19 protein-coding genes and 1 pseudogene are annotated in these 18,809 nt (G+C 55.4%); 12 read left to right on the top strand and 8 right to left on the bottom strand.

All coding sequences use genetic code 11. The features are described 5' to 3' along the window. Positions 1 to 35: 35 nt before the first annotated feature. Together GSQ82_RS25540 and GSQ82_RS25545 are read right to left on the bottom strand one after the other, a co-directional pair. Entirely contained in the window at positions 36 to 374 is a 339-nt protein-coding gene (locus GSQ82_RS25540; protein ID WP_371417162.1) for a hypothetical protein, read from the bottom strand. Positions 375 to 464: 90 nt separating this feature from the next. Next, positions 465 to 653 (bottom strand): annotated as a pseudogene (locus GSQ82_RS25545) (TetR/AcrR family transcriptional regulator); the annotation flags it as partial. Positions 654 to 758: 105 nt separating this feature from the next. On the opposite strand from GSQ82_RS25545, the gene GSQ82_RS04090 reads away from it, so the two are divergent. Beyond that, positions 759 to 1,643, top strand: coding sequence for an aldo/keto reductase family oxidoreductase (locus tag GSQ82_RS04090; protein ID WP_158790740.1), 885 nt, complete (start codon positions 759 to 761; stop codon positions 1,641 to 1,643). A gap of 319 nt (positions 1,644 to 1,962) precedes the next feature. Here the strand turns inward: GSQ82_RS04090 and GSQ82_RS04095 are convergent, their stop codons facing one another. Further along, the gene (locus GSQ82_RS04095; protein WP_158790741.1) at positions 1,963 to 2,853 is read right to left on the bottom strand and encodes an SMP-30/gluconolactonase/LRE family protein; all 891 of its coding nucleotides are present in this window, start codon (positions 2,851 to 2,853) and stop codon (positions 1,963 to 1,965) included. 288 nt (positions 2,854 to 3,141) lie between these two features. Then, on the bottom strand, positions 3,142 to 4,008 hold the full coding sequence (gene fdhD / locus GSQ82_RS04100; RefSeq protein WP_254061413.1) for a formate dehydrogenase accessory sulfurtransferase FdhD: 867 nt from the start codon (positions 4,006 to 4,008) through the stop codon (positions 3,142 to 3,144). Between the two features lie 153 nt (positions 4,009 to 4,161). Between fdhD and GSQ82_RS04105 the strand changes: the two genes are divergently transcribed. The 4 genes from GSQ82_RS04105 to GSQ82_RS04120 all read left to right on the top strand — a co-directional run bounded on the left by GSQ82_RS04105 (position 4,162) and on the right by GSQ82_RS04120 (position 8,403). Further along, positions 4,162 to 4,653, top strand: a complete 492-nt coding sequence (locus GSQ82_RS04105; protein WP_158790743.1) for a GAF domain-containing protein — start codon at positions 4,162 to 4,164, stop codon at positions 4,651 to 4,653. Between the two features lie 128 nt (positions 4,654 to 4,781). Then, positions 4,782 to 6,602 carry a cytochrome c biogenesis protein DipZ gene (locus tag GSQ82_RS04110; RefSeq protein ID WP_158790744.1) on the top strand — a complete coding sequence of 607 codons (1,821 nt, stop codon included), beginning with the start codon at positions 4,782 to 4,784 and terminating at the stop codon, positions 6,600 to 6,602. Positions 6,603 to 6,646: 44 nt separating this feature from the next. Next, on the top strand, positions 6,647 to 7,273 hold the full coding sequence (msrB, locus tag GSQ82_RS04115) for a peptide-methionine (R)-S-oxide reductase MsrB (RefSeq protein WP_254061414.1): 627 nt from the start codon (positions 6,647 to 6,649) through the stop codon (positions 7,271 to 7,273). Between the two features lie 47 nt (positions 7,274 to 7,320). After that, entirely contained in the window at positions 7,321 to 8,403 is a 1,083-nt protein-coding gene (locus GSQ82_RS04120; protein ID WP_158790745.1) for an aromatic ring-hydroxylating dioxygenase subunit alpha, read from the top strand. A 23-nt stretch (positions 8,404 to 8,426) separates the two neighbouring features. On the opposite strand, the gene GSQ82_RS04125 is transcribed toward GSQ82_RS04120, so the two are convergent. Further along, positions 8,427 to 8,756 carry a CHY zinc finger protein gene (locus GSQ82_RS04125; protein ID WP_158790746.1) on the bottom strand — a complete coding sequence of 110 codons (330 nt, stop codon included), beginning with the start codon at positions 8,754 to 8,756 and terminating at the stop codon, positions 8,427 to 8,429. A gap of 69 nt (positions 8,757 to 8,825) precedes the next feature. On the opposite strand from GSQ82_RS04125, the gene GSQ82_RS04130 reads away from it, so the two are divergent. Next, positions 8,826 to 9,515, top strand: coding sequence for a M24 family metallopeptidase (locus tag GSQ82_RS04130; RefSeq protein ID WP_158790747.1), 690 nt, complete (start codon positions 8,826 to 8,828; stop codon positions 9,513 to 9,515). Positions 9,516 to 10,091: 576 nt separating this feature from the next. Then, complete coding sequence (locus GSQ82_RS04135) at positions 10,092 to 10,661, top strand: NAD-dependent epimerase/dehydratase family protein (RefSeq protein ID WP_254061415.1); 570 nt, start codon at positions 10,092 to 10,094, stop codon at positions 10,659 to 10,661. Between the two features lie 365 nt (positions 10,662 to 11,026). Here GSQ82_RS04135 and GSQ82_RS04140 read toward each other — a convergent pair whose 3' ends face one another. Continuing rightward, the gene (locus GSQ82_RS04140; protein WP_158790748.1) at positions 11,027 to 12,496 is read right to left on the bottom strand and encodes an ATP-binding protein; all 1,470 of its coding nucleotides are present in this window, start codon (positions 12,494 to 12,496) and stop codon (positions 11,027 to 11,029) included. Beyond that, positions 12,477 to 13,154: a response regulator transcription factor gene (locus GSQ82_RS04145; RefSeq protein ID WP_158791287.1), complete on the bottom strand. Its 678-nt coding sequence runs from the start codon at positions 13,152 to 13,154 to the stop codon at positions 12,477 to 12,479. The genes GSQ82_RS04140 and GSQ82_RS04145 overlap by 20 nt, the downstream gene beginning before the upstream one ends. Positions 13,155 to 13,555: 401 nt before the next feature. Here GSQ82_RS04145 and GSQ82_RS04150 point away from each other — a divergent pair, with 401 nt between their 5' ends. The 3 genes from GSQ82_RS04150 to GSQ82_RS04160 all read left to right on the top strand — a co-directional run bounded on the left by GSQ82_RS04150 (position 13,556) and on the right by GSQ82_RS04160 (position 16,053). Continuing rightward, a complete protein-coding gene (locus GSQ82_RS04150) occupies positions 13,556 to 14,617 on the top strand; it encodes a type III polyketide synthase (protein WP_158790749.1) in 1,062 nt (353 codons plus the stop codon). Then, positions 14,607 to 15,320, top strand: coding sequence for a methyltransferase domain-containing protein (locus tag GSQ82_RS04155; RefSeq protein ID WP_158790750.1), 714 nt, complete (start codon positions 14,607 to 14,609; stop codon positions 15,318 to 15,320). The genes GSQ82_RS04150 and GSQ82_RS04155 overlap by 11 nt, the downstream gene beginning before the upstream one ends. 106 nt (positions 15,321 to 15,426) lie before the next feature. Further along, positions 15,427 to 16,053: a DUF2306 domain-containing protein gene (locus GSQ82_RS04160; protein ID WP_158790751.1), complete on the top strand. Its 627-nt coding sequence runs from the start codon at positions 15,427 to 15,429 to the stop codon at positions 16,051 to 16,053. 48 nt (positions 16,054 to 16,101) lie between these two features. Here the strand turns inward: GSQ82_RS04160 and GSQ82_RS04165 are convergent, their stop codons facing one another. After that, positions 16,102 to 16,782 (bottom strand): hypothetical protein, encoded by a 681-nt coding sequence (locus GSQ82_RS04165; RefSeq protein WP_254061417.1) that lies wholly within the window; start codon positions 16,780 to 16,782, stop codon positions 16,102 to 16,104. 264 nt (positions 16,783 to 17,046) lie between these two features. On the opposite strand from GSQ82_RS04165, the gene GSQ82_RS04170 reads away from it, so the two are divergent. Beyond that, positions 17,047 to 18,177: an NAD(P)/FAD-dependent oxidoreductase gene (locus GSQ82_RS04170; RefSeq protein WP_158790752.1), complete on the top strand. Its 1,131-nt coding sequence runs from the start codon at positions 17,047 to 17,049 to the stop codon at positions 18,175 to 18,177. A gap of 54 nt (positions 18,178 to 18,231) precedes the next feature. Further along, positions 18,232 to 18,795 carry a YceI family protein gene (locus tag GSQ82_RS04175; protein WP_158790753.1) on the top strand — a complete coding sequence of 188 codons (564 nt, stop codon included), beginning with the start codon at positions 18,232 to 18,234 and terminating at the stop codon, positions 18,793 to 18,795. Positions 18,796 to 18,809: the final 14 nt, after the last annotated feature.

Raw genomic sequence — 18,809 nt, forward strand, 5'->3', positions numbered from 1 at the left:
GCCGAGCGTTCAGTTCAAGCGTCTGCTTCCTAAACTTACGACCGCGCTGAGCATGCTTCCAGGTACGCACACGCGAAGAAGATGAGTTCTTTCTTCAAACTGTCTAATTGCTTCTCGGGCGCTCCAGACTCGAGTAGTCTTCGGCTTATCCCGGCCATGGCACCCTGCAGCATAGAAGCTATGAGTTGCGGGTCTCTCGTGAGCGGTTCGCTGGCGGCTGCCAGCATGCCAACAATCGCTTTGTTGGAGCGCGCTCCCGTCTGCTGGAGGATCTTCGTCCCATCCACATCGGAGCTTACGGAATAGAGAGCGACACTCTCTTTCACATCGCTCATCTTCGCTTCTAGGAAGGCGGTGATGAGAGCTGTCGCCATGCGCTGGAGCGCGTTTCCCCTTTGCTCCAGGCAGACTCTCTCCACTTCCTCTGTAACAGAGTCGAGATGGCGCTTCAAGGCAGCCTGCAGGAGTGCGCTCTTATTTGGAAAGTACTGATATAAGGTTCCGACAGACACCCCGGCTCGCAACGCTACTCTTGTCGTAGTCAGGCGCTCCTTGCCTACATTGAGCAGAACCTGAATGGTTGCTTCGAGAATGGCATCAACACTGGCAGCCGATCGCGCTTGAACGGGCGATTTACGGGGCTCTAGGACCACATTGGAATGCTGAGGCAAATGCGAACTCCTAACCTGAGGCTTTCTTCATCTAACCATAGATAAACACGATTATTGCAGGTCACGAACAGACAGAGGAGAAACAGAATGACGAAACAGATGGACCTTGGCGGTAGCTTCACACTTCCGAAGACTTCTTTGACCTTGAACCGTATGGGCTATGGCGCGATGCAACTTGCCGGTCCACAGGTATGGGGACCGCCGCGTGATGTTCACAGCGCGGCTAAAATCCTGCGTGACGCGGTTGCGGCTGGCGTGAACCACATAGACACCAGTGACTTTTATGGGCCGCATGTGACGAATCAGATCATCAAGCAGGCACTCCACCCATATTCGGATGATTTGATCATCGTAACGAAGGTGGGTGCTCGCCGCGGTGAGGACAAGTCGTGGATACATGCTCTTTCACGGCAGGAACTAATTGATGCCGTTCATGACAATCTCCGAAACCTGGGGCTTGACAGGCTCGACGTCGTCAATTTGCGGGTCGGAGGAGTGATGGGGCCATCTGAGGGTTCCATCGAAGAGCCAATGAGTGTCCTCGCGGAACTCAAGCGTCAGGGACTCATTTGTCATATCGGACTGAGCAACGTCAGTCCTAAACAATTAGCTGAGGGACAAAAGATCTCTGAGATCGTCTGCGTGCAGAATCTTTACAACGTGGCGCACCGCAGTGATGATGGCGTTATTGATGACCTTGCGAAGCAAGGCATAGCGTATGTGCCGTTTTTCCCGCTGGGAGGGTTCAATCCATTACAGTCGTCTTTGCTCGACGCAGTAGCTGCTTCAGTACAAGCCACACCCATGCAGGTGGCACTTGCGTGGCTTCTTCAGCGCTCTACTAACATCTTACTGATTCCGGGGACGTCTTCCACTTCACATCTTCGTGAGAATCTCAGTGCCGCAACGCTACAGCTTCCTCCCGAAACGATCGCCGATCTTAACTCAATCGGCAATAGCCCTAAGCAGTAGCGAAATGCCAAGACTAGGCCGGCCCAGTAATGAGAGGCCGGCCTGCGAAGAGATAGGCGTACATGTTATTTACAAAACACGAAAGAACGATTGATCCCAGTACCCGCCCGGGGCCAAACCTCGATCCTTTGTGGACGATCCTTGACCTCACACCCGCGAGTCGCGGAGATACTGGTATTCAAAGCTCGAATACATCAGACTGATAACGATTAAGTAGCCTCGAAGCATTTGTTAGCGGCGTACTTTACCGGAGGATTTCAAGATTGCGAGCCTCCGCGTAATTGACAATCGCGAGCAAGAATTGTTCTCAATCTCTATATCATTTCGGCATCGGAATCGACACTGCCTTGCCGGCGCCTCGTTCGGCGATCCAGATTACATCTCCCGCAGGCTCGACTGCGGTGGGTGTCTTGAGCCCTTCCTTGATTACAGTGACGCTCGCCTTATCGCCACTGACAGTAATCAATGAAATCTTGCCACTACCATTCTCAGCAAGGAGCAGCTTTCCATTGACTGCGCGCATGCCATCCGGCCCTTTCACGGGCTGATCCATCCAGATATCGACAGGTTGTCCGGCCTTGCCGGCAGCGTCCACAGGGATGCGGTAGAGCTTGTTAAAGATCACGTTGTTCACGTAGAGCGTGCCGTCCAAGAAGGTAATTCCGTCAACGCCGTTGAGCATGCGGTCTTCCAGAAACAGTTCGGCAGAGGCAGCACCGGCCGGCAGCTTATAGATCCTCCCGTTGGCGGTATCGCTGATGTAAAGTGCCTTGTCCGGTCCGATCGAGAAATCGTTGCAGGTACTGTTGTCACCAGGCAGGTTCCAACGCAGTTTTTGTGCGCCAGTGGAGAGATCAAAACCCCTCAGGGCGGTATGGCGCTTAACAGGCGTTGTGCCCGGCACCGGGGTTAGTTGACACGTCCATAACGTGTTGGTAGCGGTATCGGCAAGCATGCCGAAGAAAAAGGTGCCCGCACCTTCAGCGCTGGCATCAACGAACTTCTCGGCAGTAGCCGAACCCGGGTGCACCTTATAGACGAACGGTGTGCTCGCGCTGCCGACGATCAGGATTCCACCCGGTGCGACAGTCAAACTCTCTGGCTGAGACTTTGCGTCAACGATAAGAATTTCAGCGGCATATACAGCCTGTGCAAGGCCCGCGAAGAATGTGATACAAACGGCAAGCCGTCTTGCAGTTAATTTGGGCATAGTCAAATCTCCTTGCTTTTGATCTCCGTGCTATGTGGATCACGAATTGATGCATTCTTGTCAAGTCGGTGGTCATGCAGATGCATACCGAAATGAGTCTCGTACATCTTCGGTTCAGATTAGCAGCCTTTAGCCTCTTGCGGTTTCGACTTATGGCATCCGGCTGACCGGGTATTAGCTGCCTGGTTGCTCCGATGTCTTGTCGGCCAGGTAAAGCGACTCCGAGGGAATGGTCGAGGCCGCGGCAAATCGCACTACGCATCATAGCAACGCTTCATGTCGTCTAGGTTACGAGTCCACAGAGATGCGCTCTGTACCGTGATAGACGTTGAAGCGGTCACCTCTCAGAAATCCGATCAGTGTGATATCGAACTCCTTTGCCACCTGAACCGCGAGACTCGAAGGTGCTCCAACTGAGACGACCATCGAAATGCCGCCCATAAGCGCTTTCTGAAGTAGCTCGAAGCTGGCCCTGCCGGACAATAAAAGTATGCGGTCGCGCAGCGGAGTGCGGTCGGCAAGAAACTCCGCTCCGATGAGTTTGTCCACCGCATTATGACGCCCAACATCCTCTCGGATGGAGTGAAGGTGCCCTTCGGCATCGAAAAGTCCCGAAGCGTGTAAGCCTCCTGTCCTTTCAAATACGTCCTGGCTCGCTCTAAGCCTGTCAGGAAGTAAATAAAGGAGATTAGCTGCGACCTTTAAGGTATTTGCTGCACGCGGTGGGCAGACGGCACGCAGCGCCAGAAGGGACGCCTTTCCGCAAATACCGCAACTGGAGGTGGTGTAGAAGTTGCGCTCAAGGTTCGCCATGCTGACCGCTACATCCGGGGCAAGATCGACCCGAACGACATTCCGCTCGGGTTGATAAGGAAGAACTGTCGCATTCGGAGCCACCGGTGTAACCCGGACTTCATTGGAAGGGCCTGTAACATAGCTGATTTCGCTTATGTCTGCAGAATCACTGACGATACCTTCGGTCAGGAGAAAGCCCGCAACCAGCTCGAAGTCGTGGCCCGGAGTACGCATGGTCACTGAGATCGACTTCATCTGACGAGACCCGAGCGGACCGTAAGCAAGTTGCAGTTCAAGCGGCTCTTCAACCGCGAGCGTATCTGTCGTCGTTTGGACTTGGTTCCCGATGAACCGATTCACGGTGGTTTCAGAGGTGGACCTTTTACTTCGGTCGGTCGATTGGCGCGTCCACGTTGGCAGGCCATCCTTGGTTGGCATAATTCACCCTGAGTATTGCACTGATGTGATGCTTATTGGTCGGCTTGCAGCTTGGTCTTGTTAGATACTAAGACTATGTCGAAGACACCACTTTCTACGGTTCGATCTATGTTGTTGGAGCGGTTTAGCCGCCTTGCCCTGTCCGCCGTCTCCTTCCATGCTTTGCAGCAAGGCGTCGTCGAAGGAATGGCACAGGACCTTCCTCATTACAGTTGGACCGGGTTCTATATGCTCGACCCAGACGACCCTGAAACACTCGTCGTCGGCCCCTTCGTCGGCGATCCTACGCCACATACTCGTATTCCGGTATCAGAAGGCATCTGCGGAGCTGCCGTTGCAACGGGTGAGACGGTCATTGTCGACGATGTCAACTCCGATCCCCGTTACCTATCGTGCTCAATCAAAACCAAATCCGAGATCGTCGTTCCCATCTATGCCCGAGGCAAGGTCATCGGCGAGATAGACATCGACAGTCACGATCCCGCCGCATTTACAGACGAAGATCGGGTCTTTCTTGAGGAGACGGTTCGCATCGTTGGCAGATACATCGAGCAGCATCCCGGCTGAATGGTCGTCCGGCAAACCAAAGCAACCCTCCATCCGTAACCTATGTGGGAGTTTCGCAGTCTGATATTTAGCAAGGCCCGGTTGTTTCGTTTCTCCGGCGATAGTTGGACAAGGAGTTGGTGAGAATCATGCTTTTGCTTTTCCTGGCATACTTTGGTGGAATTCTCACCATCCTCAGCCCGTGCATCCTTCCAGTGCTGCCATTTGTCTTTGCACGATCCGACCAACCCTTTCGCAAGAGCGGCTTGCCTCTATTGGCGGGTATGGCTTTAACGTTCGCGCTAGTCGCCAGTCTTGCCACTGTAGGCGGTGGATGGGCCGTGCGTGCAAACCAGTTTGGTCGAATCGCCGCGCTCATTCTCTTTGGAATCTTCGGCCTCAGCCTTCTCTTCTCCTCTCTCGCCGAACATATCTCCCGCCCGTTCGTCCAGCTCGGCAACAGGCTTTCTCGAGATACCAGCTCCGGCCCAAGCACGGCCAACTCCTTCCTGCTCGGCATCGGAACCGGGCTGCTCTGGGCACCTTGCGCGGGACCGATTCTCGGGCTAATTCTCACTGGCGCAGCTCTTGGAGGAGCAAGCGTTCATACTGTTTTCCTTCTCCTCGCCTATGCTGCGGGTGCTGCGACCTCGCTTACCGTCGCGCTGCTCGCAGGTGGTAAAGTCTTCGCGGCGATGAAGAGTTCGCTTGGCGCAGAAGAGTGGATTCGTCGCATCCTTGGTGTCGCTGTCCTCGCAGGAGTTATCGCGGTGGCGTTCGGTCTTGACCGGGGAATCCTCACTCGTCTCTCCCTCTCCAGCACCGCGAATCTGGAACAGCGACTCGTCGACCGCTTCCATCCTCAGACTGCAGAGATCGCCTCCAAAGATCAGGCAATGGCTCCAAGCAATGCGATGATGGCAGGGAACAATGCAATGATGGCTGGCAACCAGCCTGCGATGTCGGCAAACAATGCCATGATGGCGGCGGGAGGCGCTTCTGCTGCCGAAACTTTGCCAACTGCTGATCTCTCCGGCGCAACAGCGTGGATCAACTCTCAACCTCTCACGCTGGCATCTCTGCGCGGCAAAGTTGTGCTGGTCGACTTCTGGACGTACTCCTGTATCAACTGCTTGCGAACGCTGCCTTACATCAAGGCGTGGAACGAAAAGTACAAAGACAGCGGACTTGTCATCATCGGTGTGCATACGCCAGAATTTCCTTTCGAGAAAGATGAATCGAACGTCCGCAAGGCCGTCCGTGATCTCGGCGTCACCTATCCTGTCGCGATGGATAATGACTACCGCATCTGGCGCAGTTTCAACAACGAATACTGGCCCGCGCACTACTTCATCGACGCCACCGGGAAGGTTCGCTACCATCACTTCGGCGAAGGTTCCTATGAGCAATCGGAGGGCTGGATTCGCACTCTCCTCGAAGAGGCAAATCACAAGCCGTTACCCGGCAGTACTACTCAGATCGCCGCATCCGGCGCTGAAGCCGCAGCAGACTCCGGTGATGTTCAATCTCCAGAGACCTACATCGGGTATCACCGGGCTGAAAACTTCGCCTCTCCGGGCGGCTTTAGCCAGAATGAGCCGCAGGTCTACGAAGCGCCTGCCAATCTCAAATTGAACGAGTGGGCGTTTGCCGGCAAGTGGCAGGACGAGCGCCAGATTGCTACATCGCTTGCTCCCTCCAGTGCCATCGTCTACCGCTTTCACGCTCGCGATCTCCACTTGGTTCTCGGGCCATCAAAAGCCGGAAAGCCAATCCGCTTCCGCGTTACCATCGACGGCAAAGCTCCCGGCGCGGATCATGGAATGGATACGGATGCGGATGGCTACGGCACGGTAACCGAAGATCGCCTCTACCAGTTGATCCGGCAGCATGGCGCAATCCAGGATCAAACCTTCAAGATAGAGTTTCTTGCCCCTGGCGTCCAGGCTTACTCATTCACCTTCGGATAACACATCCGCCCAAGTATCGTGATCGTATTTATAAGGGAGTTCGTATGACCAACAATTTGCCTAAACTATCGCAGCTTTTGAATAGAGAAACTCGTTGCATGCAGCGACCCGATCGCCGCATGTTTCTGATCGCAGCAGCCAGCGCAGTCGGTTTTGCCAGCTTCGCGTCATGGCGCCCATCTCTCGCGTTTGCGGCGGGTGCAGGTGCTGGAACTCAAGGAACTGTCACCGTTGTTCAGTTTTCTGATGCAGGGAAACCTATCGGAAAGGTCACTATTCCGCGTGTTGTTAGATCCGACGCCGAATGGAAACAGAAGCTTGCCCCAATCTCCTTCGATGTGGCCCGGCGTGCGGGCACGGAGCGTCCCTATAGCGGCAGCACCTGGAATAACCACGATCACGGTTTTTATCGCTGCATCTGCTGCGACAACGCCGTCTTCAGCTCAGAGACCAAGTTTGAATCCGGCACAGGCTGGCCAAGTTTCTGGCAACCCATTGCCAAAGAAAATATCGTCGAGATTCGTGATACGACCCTTGGGATGGAGCGCACTGCTGTCTCTTGCCGCGAGTGCGATGCTCATCTTGGTCACGTGTTCGACGACGGCCCCCGTCCAACCGGTCTGCGCTATTGCATGAACTCAGCTGCAATGCGGTTCATAAAGACCGCTTAATCCTGCCTCCGATTGATTTGGAGGTAGTCCTGCGCCCATAATGATTCATGGCGACATCAAGATCCTTCGTTCCGGCCTCTGAACTTCTGGCCTCCGATCTGCCGAGAGCCGCCGCTCTGCCACGAGAGTGCACCTTCACCGAGACCGACTGGCGAGCACTAGCTCCCTTTTGGTATCCCGTAGCCCACTCGCACGAAGTGACGGATAAGCCTCTTGCCACGCGGCTGCTGGACGAGCGCGTCGTTATTTACCGCCTTTCAGATGGCTCTGTGTCTGCTGCTCGCGATATCTGCTATCACCGCGGAGTTCCGCTAAGTCTTGGCCACGTTGAGGGCGACGAGATCATCTGCAAATATCATGGACTGCGTTACGACCGTGAGGGCCGCTGTACCTGCATCCCCGCCCATCCTGGGGGACCTATCTCGCCTCGACTGCGGCTGGACATGTATCAGGCTCAAGAGCGTTATGGCCTAGTGTGGGTTCGCCTGGTTGATGATGGTGCGCGGACTCTCCCGAAGATGGACGAGTGGTACGATCCGGATTATCTGCAGGTTCGCCTCGACAGCGTCGACATCAAAGCCGCAGCAGGGCGACAGATCGAAGGATTTCTTGACGTCAGCCACTTCGCCTTCATACATAAAGAGAGCTTCGGCGAGCCCAACAATCCGGTTGTGCCGGACTACAAAGTGACGATCACGGAGCATGGATTTGTGGCTGACTACATCAGCACTGTCAGCAACTATGCCCATGGATATAAGCACCTGTCCCCGTCCGACTTTCAGTGGCACAGACGATTCGAGACCTTCCTGCCGTTTACTGCGAAACTCACCGTGACCTTTCCTGGCGGCGGCCAGCTTCACATCCTGAATGCAGCGTCCCCGGTCTCTGCGCGAAAGACGCGTCTCTTCGTCCCACTCTGCCGCAACTTCGATAAGGACTCGCCGATAGAACAGACCCTCGACTTCAACTACCAGGTCTTTGCGGAAGATATGGAGATCGTCGAACGGCAGTTCCCGGAAGACCTGCCGTTGAATTTGCAAGATGAGGCGCACTTCGCAGCCGATCGCAGCTCCATTACCTACCGCAGGGGGCTGGCCGCACTGGGACTCGGCCGAAGTTATACCTCATGAGAATCGGTAGTCCGACGCCTTCATTAATATTCAAAATAGAAGCGGTAATGGCTTCGGCATCCTGGATTGAACATCGCGCCACACGCAGGGCACTGGTCGGAGCACTCCAGGTACTGTCTGATGGTCAGTTCCGTTCCACAAGCCCCGCACAGGATCGCACGCTGGTCCCACTCCGCCTGTGGCCAGACTTCAATTGCATGACCCGCTAGTGCGTCGTGGCAGTCCTTACACGCGTAGTAGGTGCCACAGCACTTCATCTTGATCGCAATGACATCGACTGGCTTGTTGTAATGAGTGCAACGGGTCTGAGCATCAAGATCAATTCCGTTCACATGGGGTCGAAGATCTAGCATATCTTTAGAGTAAAACCTGATCCTGTTTCGTCTGCGGGAGTGGGGCAATCTCTTTTTATGGAGTCGAGGATGACGGTATCGGAAGAGCAGCGCGCGAGGAAACTTCTGGAAGCTCAAACAAAAGCAGAAGCGCTATTTCACGAAGTGGAAACTAGCGGACTGATTCGCCCGGGCATAACCGAGAATAGTCTCAACGCTAAAATCTATGCCCTCGCTAATGATCTGTATGGAATCAAGACATACTGGCACAAGCGAATCGTCCGCTCTGGTAAAAACACCCTACTTCCGTATGATGATAATCCGCCTGACCTCACTATAGGTGAAGATGACATTCTCTTCCTAGACCTTGGCCCTGTCTTCGAACAGTGGGAAGCGGATTTTGGCCGGACGTTCGTTCTCGGCTCTGACCCCTTGAAACTCAAGATGCGTCAGGACATCAAATCGGCGTTCGAGGATGGGAAGCAATACTTCAAAGACCATCCGGACATCACCAGCCGAGAACTATTCCATTATGTCGAATCGCTCGCGGCGAGATACGGCTGGGAGTTTGGGGGGCCTATCGCTGGACATCTCATCGGACAATTTCCTCACGAAAGAATCGCTGACGATAAGGTAACGCTCTACGTGCATCCAAAGAGCAACCTGCCAATGCGCTCGCCCGACGAAGATGGTCGGCGACGCCATTGGATTTTGGAGATACATTTTGTGGATCGAGAACAAGAAATTGGAGGATTTTACGAGGAGCTGCTCACCATTTAATAAGTAATTACCCGACGGTGATTCGCTCTAAGGGTTTCGCCTGCTCCCACTAAGACTGCTTCGTTGTAGCAACGCCTCGCCATGCCAAATTCACACGATGTACTCTTCGGTTGCCTGATCGTGGAAGAGACGGCCGAGGTGCTTCAGTATCCCCTCAGACCGTCAGGCGCGGCTGGGAGATGGCACGAGCGTGGTTGATGGGCGAACACGCGCGCTGAAGTACTTCGGGATCAATCACGTCAGTAACTCTCTAAGGAGCCGCCTTGGGCGACCCAAGGCTATAGTTAGCTTGCTTCGAGCCCTTTACGTCGAACAAATTCCTTACCGATCGCCAACTGACCGCTCTGAAAATCCTTCACCTTTGCTGCAGCCATCATCTGTGCATGGTGCCCTTTTCCTGCATTCGGCCACGACTAAGCAGGCTTCGGACGATTGAGCTAATAATACGGACCCTCAGCATAAATCGTAGGCGCGGCACGCTCCATCTAGATACCGACAGGCCCAAATGCGACCTCTCATCAGCAACGAGAAACTCTCAAGTACTCAACTGAAGAAGAAGTAAAAGGAGAATCCATCATGCGTATCTTTCTCACCGGCGCCACCGGCTTTATCGGTTCAGCCATTGTTCCGGAACTCATCAACGCGGGCCACCAGGTACTGGGACTGACACGGTCGGAGGTAGGTGCTCAGACTCTACTTGCCGCCGGAGCCGAGGTGCATCGAGGGAATCTTGAAGACCTCGAAAGCATGCGCAGCGGAGCGGCTGTATCGGACGGCGTCATCCACTGTGCCTTCAATCACGACTTTTCCAACTTCCTTGCGATCTGCGAGCAAGACCGAAAGGTCATCGAGGCCATGGGCGATGTGCTTGTCGGCTCCGACCGCCCTCTGATCATCACCTCGGGGACTGGTATGGGGAACGCCTTTCCAGGTCAACCTGCAACCGAAGACCATTTCGATCCCAATCATCCCAATCCTCGTAAAGCCTCCGAAGTCGCAGGCGCTTTGGTACCCGTCGGCAGCTCAAACATGGTAAAGGTGCCGATCTGCGGGATGTACTTGGACTCTTTGATGATGGCGATCTTCGCGCCAAGTTCCAGGTCAATCACACCGAACGCACTCGGCCCTGTCCCTCCGGGCGAATAAATTGGGTTATTCGCAGGAGCAATTACGCCCAGAGGCAAGATGGTGTGCAACTGCAATCTAGGAATGGCGCCCCAATTGAACTCGATAGCCGGGCCCGTGGCGTCTGTCTCCACCGGCGTGCCGTCCGTCTCCACCGGCGTGCCGTCAGTACTGCCGAAGATGTAGAACTCGTAGTGGTGCAGGTCCACCGGCACCGGATCGTCGGTTTGATACGGAGGGCCCTGTGCACACAGGTGTGAACTGCTCAGCACGACAAGCAAGAACAGTATCAGCTTTGAGTAATGACGACGATTCATCGACGCTTCTGTCTCCCCCAGCGACCGGTGTTGTGCTGCGATATCGAAGTATGCAAGGCTTGCATGTGCTTACCTGTTGACTAGTGTCAGAGAGTGAGGAGCTTCAATCTTCTCTCCGGTCTCACGAGGCCAGGAAATCGACAGCAATGCCCCTCCTTCTGGACGGTTCGACGCCGTCACACTTCCTCCGTGAGCGCGCACCACGGCTTCAACAAATGCAAGCCCAAGGCCATGCCCCTTGGAGTCTCTTCCTTTCACCCTCTGTTCGAACATGTGGACGCCAATCTCCGAAGCAAATCCCGGACCATCATCCTCCACAATCAGCGTCGCAGCGTCCTCACTTGCGCCAAGTTTTATGGAAACGGTACATGACGCGGGCAAGTGGTTAAGTTCGTTATCGAGAAGGTTTGCGATCACCCGATGAAGGAGGGCTGCGTCTGCCAGTACCGTCACAGAGCCGGCGCTGCGCAGATGGACCCGAAGTCCTTTCTCCGACATACAAGGCTCATAAAGGTCAATCATGACTCGAAGCAGTTCGTCGAGATCGACTTCCATGCGCGACAGTCTCAGCGCATCAGCTTTCGCTTCAGCAACGTCGAGCGAAGTATTCAGGAATTCTGTCAGTCGATCCAGTTCATCGATGGCCGAGACGATTGGCTCACTCTGCTCGACTTTTAGATCGCCCGACAGAACGATCTCCAGTTTCCCCCGAATCGCCGTCAACGGGCTACGAAGATCGTGGGCAAGGGACTCCGTAATAGTGTGCAGCTGATGCATTGAGCTTTCTATCCGGTCCAGCATGTGGTTGAGCGTCAACGCCAGATGCCCTACTTCGTCGTTGCGCTTGTTGGTTGGAACTCTACTGCTCAAATCAGATTGTCCAATTCTGGATGCGGCCTCAGTGATCTCCCGGACATAATTGAGCATACGTCGGGTCGCGTAGAAGACGATCGCAAAGCCAAACAAGACGATGAGCAGCCAAATGCAGAGGAAGCGGAATCGGAGGTTCCTGAGTACACGCAATTCGTCTCGTTCCGAAAGGCCGAGATAGATGTGGCTTCCATCCTCCATGCGCACTGACGCCACCCGAAAGGGGTGCTTGAATCCCTTGACATTCAAGTCGTAAGGCACATCGGAAACGATCTTAAGTGCGCGAATGGCGGCTAAGTGCGGTGTCCCGTCACCGACACCTACCCAAAGTTTCAGATTACCGTCGTCTCCGGCCTGAAGAAAGAAGACCGAGTCGTTCTCATTGCCATTTGAGCGCAATTTGTTTGGCACCTCTCTACTTGCAAGTTCCGCGACTTCTCTCACTACCCGACCGTAGAGGCGGTCCTTTGGCGTTCGCCCGGCTACATCACCGAGTACTGCCACCTCTCCAGTGAGCCACGCGTCGCTCCGACGCTGAATATCGCTCGCTACGAAGCGATGGAGCATCGCAAAAACCAGCATTGTTCCAATGGCAAAGGCTAGGGTTGCCCAGAGGGAGATACGCCATGCTGCACTGTGCATGATGGGATTAGCGGTCTTTGAGGACATAACCAATACCTCGCAAAGTCTTGATCAGCGGCTCGCGGCCTTCAATATCCACCTTGCCGCGCAAACGGTAGATATGCACATCGACAACGTTAGTGTCGGGTTGAATTCGCATTCCCCATACTTCAGAAAGAAGCATGGATCGAGTGACAACTCTGCCAGCATGGCGACAAAGGTACTCCAGGAGCACAAACTCCTGTGGGCTTAGATTCAGAACTTCGCCGCCACGGGAGGCTCTACGCCTGACAAAGTCCAGTTCCAGGTCCAGTACACGCAAACGTGAGGCTTCTTCGCTCGCAGCCAGGTTTCGTCTCAAGAGGTTGCGCAGCCGAGCCAGCAGTTCGGCGAGAGCAAAGGGTTTGGTCAGGTAGTCGTCGCCACCTTGTTCCAATCCCTTGACTCTGTCGTCGACTGATCTTCTGGCTGAAAGTATCAATACAGGGCTGCTTACGCCAGATTGTCGAAGCTGAAGAATCAGGTCAATGCCATCTTGATCCGGAAGGCCAAGATCAACGATCAGAACGTCATACTTCTTTCCAGACGCAAGTTGCGCGGCAGTGCGCCCATCCTTGGAGGCATCCACTTCGTAACCCGCGTCAGTAAGCGATTGCTTCAGGAAGCCCTGGATCTCGAGGTCATCCTCCACAAGCAGGAGTTGCATGGAGTGATGGTAAGCCATTTCGAGGTTCACGAGCTCTATCCGGGCTAACTACTTACATCACTGACGAGAAGATGAACAACTTGTCATCTGCTGAATCGCGACGACATTTCTTTTCTCTCGAATACTAGGAACAGCGATTGTGTGACGGAACCTGATTAAATGGCCTCACCCTGATCATTCGCTGAGCTTTCATGAACAAATCGTCATCCTATTACTCTCCTGCAAGGTGCTATCAAAAGAACCAAGGTCTCGTCTTAACAAGTAGGCGTGTATTGAGAATACTGAGCCTGTTCTCTCAAGTAGTCGACTGTTGCTGGATTGTCGTCTCTTCGTGGTCCAGCTTCCCCAACACACAAACGCGACATTTAATCCCGATGATCCGGGCTGAGGATATATTCCGCTTGACTACGGCTTACCTGAACCGCATCGCCACTGCCGTACCAGAGCACGATGTGCACGACACCTTCGTCGTCTTCGCTGAGAAGATGCTTGCCGACCCGCGGCTACGCACGGTCTTCCGTCGCATGGTGAGCCGCGCCGATATCGCGCATCGCTATTCGTTCCTCGATCCGCAGAAAGGTTCCAGCCAATTCTCGTCGCATAACGCAAATGAGTTTTATCGGCTAGATAACTTTCCCAACACGGCGCGGCGTATGGAACTGTTTGAGCAGAGCGCTCCGGTGCTGATGAAGAGGGCCGTGGGCCGGCTTGAGCTGAATGAGGAAGAATGCGCTGGTATTACGCATGTGCTGGTGACCTGCTGCACGGGGCTCTATGCGCCGGGGCTGGACTTTGAGATCGTCGACCACCTCGGGCTTTCGGCGAGCGTGGAGCGCACGATGGTTGGATTCATGGGATGCTATGCCGCGATCAATGCGCTGAAGCTGGCGCGACACATTGTGCGCTCAGATCCGAAGGCGGGTGTTCTGATGGTCAACCTTGAGCTGTGTACGCTGCACTTCCAGGAGACGCAGAAGCTGGAGCAGGTTCTCTCCTTCCTGGTCTTTGCCGATGGCGCGGCGGCGAGCCTGATTACTGCTCGCGAGCAGGGTCTCGCGCTGGACAGCTTCAAAGCGGTGATGGTGCCGGAGACACGTGGGCTGATTACCTGGAAGATTCGCGAGCTAGGTTTCGACATGCTGCTCTCCGGGCAGGTACCGGGAGTGCTGGGTCGCGCGCTGCACGAAGGCGAACTGATGGCCGAGCGTGATGGCATCGACCTGTGGGCGGTGCATCCAGGCGGTCGGTCGATACTGGATGCAGTCGAGGAGGGACTGGAGCTGCCAGCCGATGCGCTGGCGGCGTCGCGCGAAGTGTTGTCGCGCTTCGGCAACATGTCGTCGGCGACGGTGATGTTTGTGTTGCAGCGAATCATGCAGCAAGCGCGCCCGGGGCAGCGTGGGTGTGCGATGGCGTTTGGGCCGGGGTTGATGGCGGAGACGATGCGCTTCCATGGGGTCTAGTGCACAGATCGACTTCAGTCGGCGGGCCTCTCCACATGAGTTGCCGGAGCTGATGGATGGTGACTGTAGTTATGAGGATTTCCGTGACTGCCTGCGCAGTCTGGAAACGGTCAATCGCTGGCTGCTGGGTTATCGGCCGACGCTGGCTTGGCTGGAGCGGTTGCCGCTTGGATTGCGCGATCCAGTACACATCGTCGATGTGGGCAGTGGTGGCGGTGATCTACTGCGGCAGATTGCAGGCTGGGCAAGGAGACGGGGCATTGCTGTGCAGTTAACCGGGATCGACTTGAATCCTTATGCGGCGCGTGCAGCAGCGGAGTCCACGCCAAAGGCGCTCGGAATCCAATGGGTGACCGGCGATGCTCTGGAGTATCGACCGAAGAATCCGGTCGATATCGTCGTGAGCTCGCTGCTGGCACATCATCTGGAGGACGAGGAGATCGTGGCTCTGCTGAGGTGGATGGAAGCGACCGTGCGGGTAGGTTGGTTTATCAATGATTTGGAGCGAGCGGAGTGGAGTAGTCGGATGTTTGGTTGGGTTCGTTGGCACTGGCTTGTGCGGCATGATGGGCCGGTGTCGTTCCGGCGGGCGTTCCAGAAGGAGGATTGGGTGAGCCTACTGGCTGCGGCTGAGCTTCTGCGAGAGACGGTGACCGTAGAGAAGTGGCGGCCTGGACGGTTGTGCGTGGGGCGGTGGATATGAGGTCGATGATTCTGAAGCGTCTCGTTAGAGTAAGAGAGATAAAGCCTCTCGCCTCCGTCGACCTCATGGCGCACCTCATCACGTCTAACCATCTGAGCAACGAATAATGCCAATTTCCACTCTGCCAGCGACCAGTTCCAGATTCAAGACTATTCTCTGGGTCTCGCTTGGTCTCACCGTACTCTTCGTCTTCATTACCTCAGAATTGCTTCTCATCACCGACTATCCGATGTACCACGCCTACCGTCTGCAGGTCATTGCCGACCGCCATCTACTCATCCCGCATACACTCGCCGGAATCTTCGCTCTTCTGATCGGTCCCATCAATTTCTCCTCGCGAATCCGACAGCGTCACCTCCAACTCCATCGCATCCTCGGCCGGATCTACGTCATCTCCGTGTTTGTTGGTTCCTTCACAGGCATCGCTCTCGCCTGGGGTCGTCCGGGTCTCCCCGGAACCTCCATGCAGGCCGCGGCGTGGATAGTCTGCACCACCGCTGCCTTCCTCAGCGCGCGCAACCGCCAAATCGTCCAGCATCGCCAATGGATGGCTCGCTCCTACGCCGTCACCTTTACCTTCGTCTCCAGCCGCGTTCTGAACCTCGTGCCCGCATATTGGAGCCATCTCGGCGACGTCCTGTCCGCAGTCGGGGTCATTGCTTTCACTCTCGCATCCCTGCTGATCGTCGATCTCGGCCTCAACTGGCACGAACTCACCACTCGTCGCGACTGATCGCCGGCAACGGATTATGAGATTTGAGAAATGGGTTTTGAATATGTCCTATTTCTCGAAGCTGATTCCTTCCAGATCCGAGCTGACCAGAGGGCCGTAACCACCTAGCTGTCCGACTATCCTCATTACGGCAGGCTCCTGACCTTCCAAAACCCATACCATCACATCTTTGGGCTGCAGGCCGATCAGCCGCGCGATCACTCCCACGATGCCGCCCAACTCCGGATGGATACGAAACACCGTCGCCTTGAGTGTCTGTCCTGTCGTGTGAAACGGCTGCTCACCTTCCGAAGAGATGAGGAGCTGAATCAACCGTCCTCCGGCAACAGGCGCCAGCATCCCCACGCGAAACGGAGCCGCACCTTGCGGCAGATTCAACAGCAAGGTTCCAACGAATCCATTCGCCAGATCATCGGGCAGGTCAATGTGGTGGCTCTCGACGTGTATCTTCCCATCCTTCTCCTCCGTGCGGCTGGTCGCTATGCCGGTGACGGCTTCCACCGTAAAGTCGACTGGCTTCACAAAGAATGGCCCATTCTGTATGTGATGGTTGCGTATTAACCGAAACGTGCCCTGCTGCCTGTACGTTGTCGTCTCATCGTCAATCGACCCATCCACAAAGTGATAGGTCAGGCGCATCGTCACTTCATCGCCCTGCGCGACCTGCGAAAACTCGCCATTGGCAATGATCTTTCCAGCCTCGGAGCGCGCCACCATAAACCGATGCATCGGGCGTTGGATATGTCTTACTGGAATTGGTTCAGCCAGCGCTGCGGTGCCCAACATTACCACCAAGAAAGCGTCTACAAAGAAATTGCTTCGCTCCATCAAATCCCTCGTTCTAATGCCTTAGACGACTTTCCCCTCCGCTCTATGGGCTCCAAAATGACGATTTGTACAGAATGACGTGCCGAACTGGTTTCTGGACGTCTACTGGAAAGAGGGAGTTCACTACAAATTGATTGAACATCCAGTGAATTGGGAGGAAATGCTTTGCAAGACGAAATACTAGTCCTCGGTGGTGGAGTGGCAGGCTGTGCGGCTTCGATCGCGCTCGCTCGAAAGGGACGAAGCGTCACGCTGATCGAACGTGAGCCCACACCGCGCCATAAGGTCTGCGGAGAATTCCTAAGCGGTGAGGCCCTGGAAGACTTGCACGCACTTGGTATTGAGGTGGCCTCCCTTGGCGCGGTGCCCATCAACTATGTTCGCCTTGCCGCAGCCAGACGCGCCGCGGAAGCTCCGCTGCCATTTCCCGCAGCCTCGCTTACGCGCAAGGCGCTCGATACAGCGCTCATCGCCGCAGCCATCGCCGCGGGAGTCCGCGTTAAGCGTGGTCACGGTGTGCAGTCGCTCAGCCGCGCGACCGCCAACCTCTGGCAGGCCACTCTCGACGACGGCACCGTATACGAAGCTCCAACCGCCTTTCTTGCCACGGGCAAACACGATCTGCGCGGCCACGGTCGCCCGAAGGACCCTCTCCAATGGGTCGCCTTCAAGATGTATTACCGACTGTCTGCCGCCCAGACCGCTGACCTGGCGGACGCCTCCGAGTTGACGCTCTATGCTGGAGGCTACGGTGGCATCCAACCGGTGGAAGACGGCATTACGAATTTCTGCTGCGTGGTGCAACGGCGGTATTTTGCACATGCTGGTCTTCGCTGGGAGGGCCTCCTTGCCAAGGTGCAGCAGGACTGTCCCCACCTCGCGATGCGGCTTGACGGTGCCGAGCCGCTGCTCGACAAACCCATCACCGTCACTCATATCCCGTACGGTTACATCCGCCGCACGACGGAGGATGGGCTCTACTGTATCGGCGATCAGGCAGCCGTCATCCCCTCGTTCACCGGCGATGGCATATCCATCGCCCTGCATACTGCCCGCCGTGCTGCCGCTGCCTATCTTGCCGCGGAGCCGGCACCCGTCTTTCAGCCAAAACTGCGCTCCGCAATGCTGCCCCAGATGCGTCTTGCCGAAGTCGCCGCCGACGGCTTAAACAACGCACTCGCGCGCGCTGTACTGCCGTTCTGCCTCAGGGTCTGGCCTGGCGCGATGCGCGTAACGGCTAGACTCACGCGTGTTACTCAGCCCGCCGCTGTTGCTCCACAAGCGTTCGCCAACTGAAATCGAGCCACTCCAAAACAAGGCTCGGCAGCTAAACCCAGGGGAGATGATGTAATGAAATCCTTCGCAGTTGTAGCCCTCGCGCTCATACTCGGTCCAGCCGCACTCGCACAGCATCAGACCTTCGTCGTCAATCCCGATGCAAGCGAGGTCAAGATGACGCTCAAAACAACCCACCAACTTGTCAACGGCACCTTTCACATCCAATCGGGATCGATTGAGTTTGATCGGAGTAATCCTAAGATGTCGGGTTCGGTGACCGTTCTGGCCGGAAGCGGCAAGACCGGTAACGACAGCCGCGACAAGAAGATGAATAAGGACATTCTCAAGGTGGAGCAGTATACGACTGTCTCCTTTGCGCCCAAAACCTACACCGGGACAATCGCTCCCTCTGGCGACTCAACCATTCAGGTGAGCGGAGTGTTCACTCTACTCGGTAGCCCTCACGACCTGACGATTCAGATGCAGCTTCATAGGGATGGATCGAAGGCAACGGCGAGGGCGCAATTCGTCATTCCCTATGTTCAGTGGGGTCTCAAGAACCCAAGCTTCCTGATCTGGAAAGCTGACAATGACGTTGTGATGGATCTCAATCTTTTTGGCCAGGTTTCTAACTAACTTCACTCGCTTTT

Origin of the sequence: Granulicella sp. L60 (genome assembly GCF_009765825.1) — a bacterium.
Classification (GTDB): domain Bacteria; phylum Acidobacteriota; class Terriglobia; order Terriglobales; family Acidobacteriaceae; genus Edaphobacter.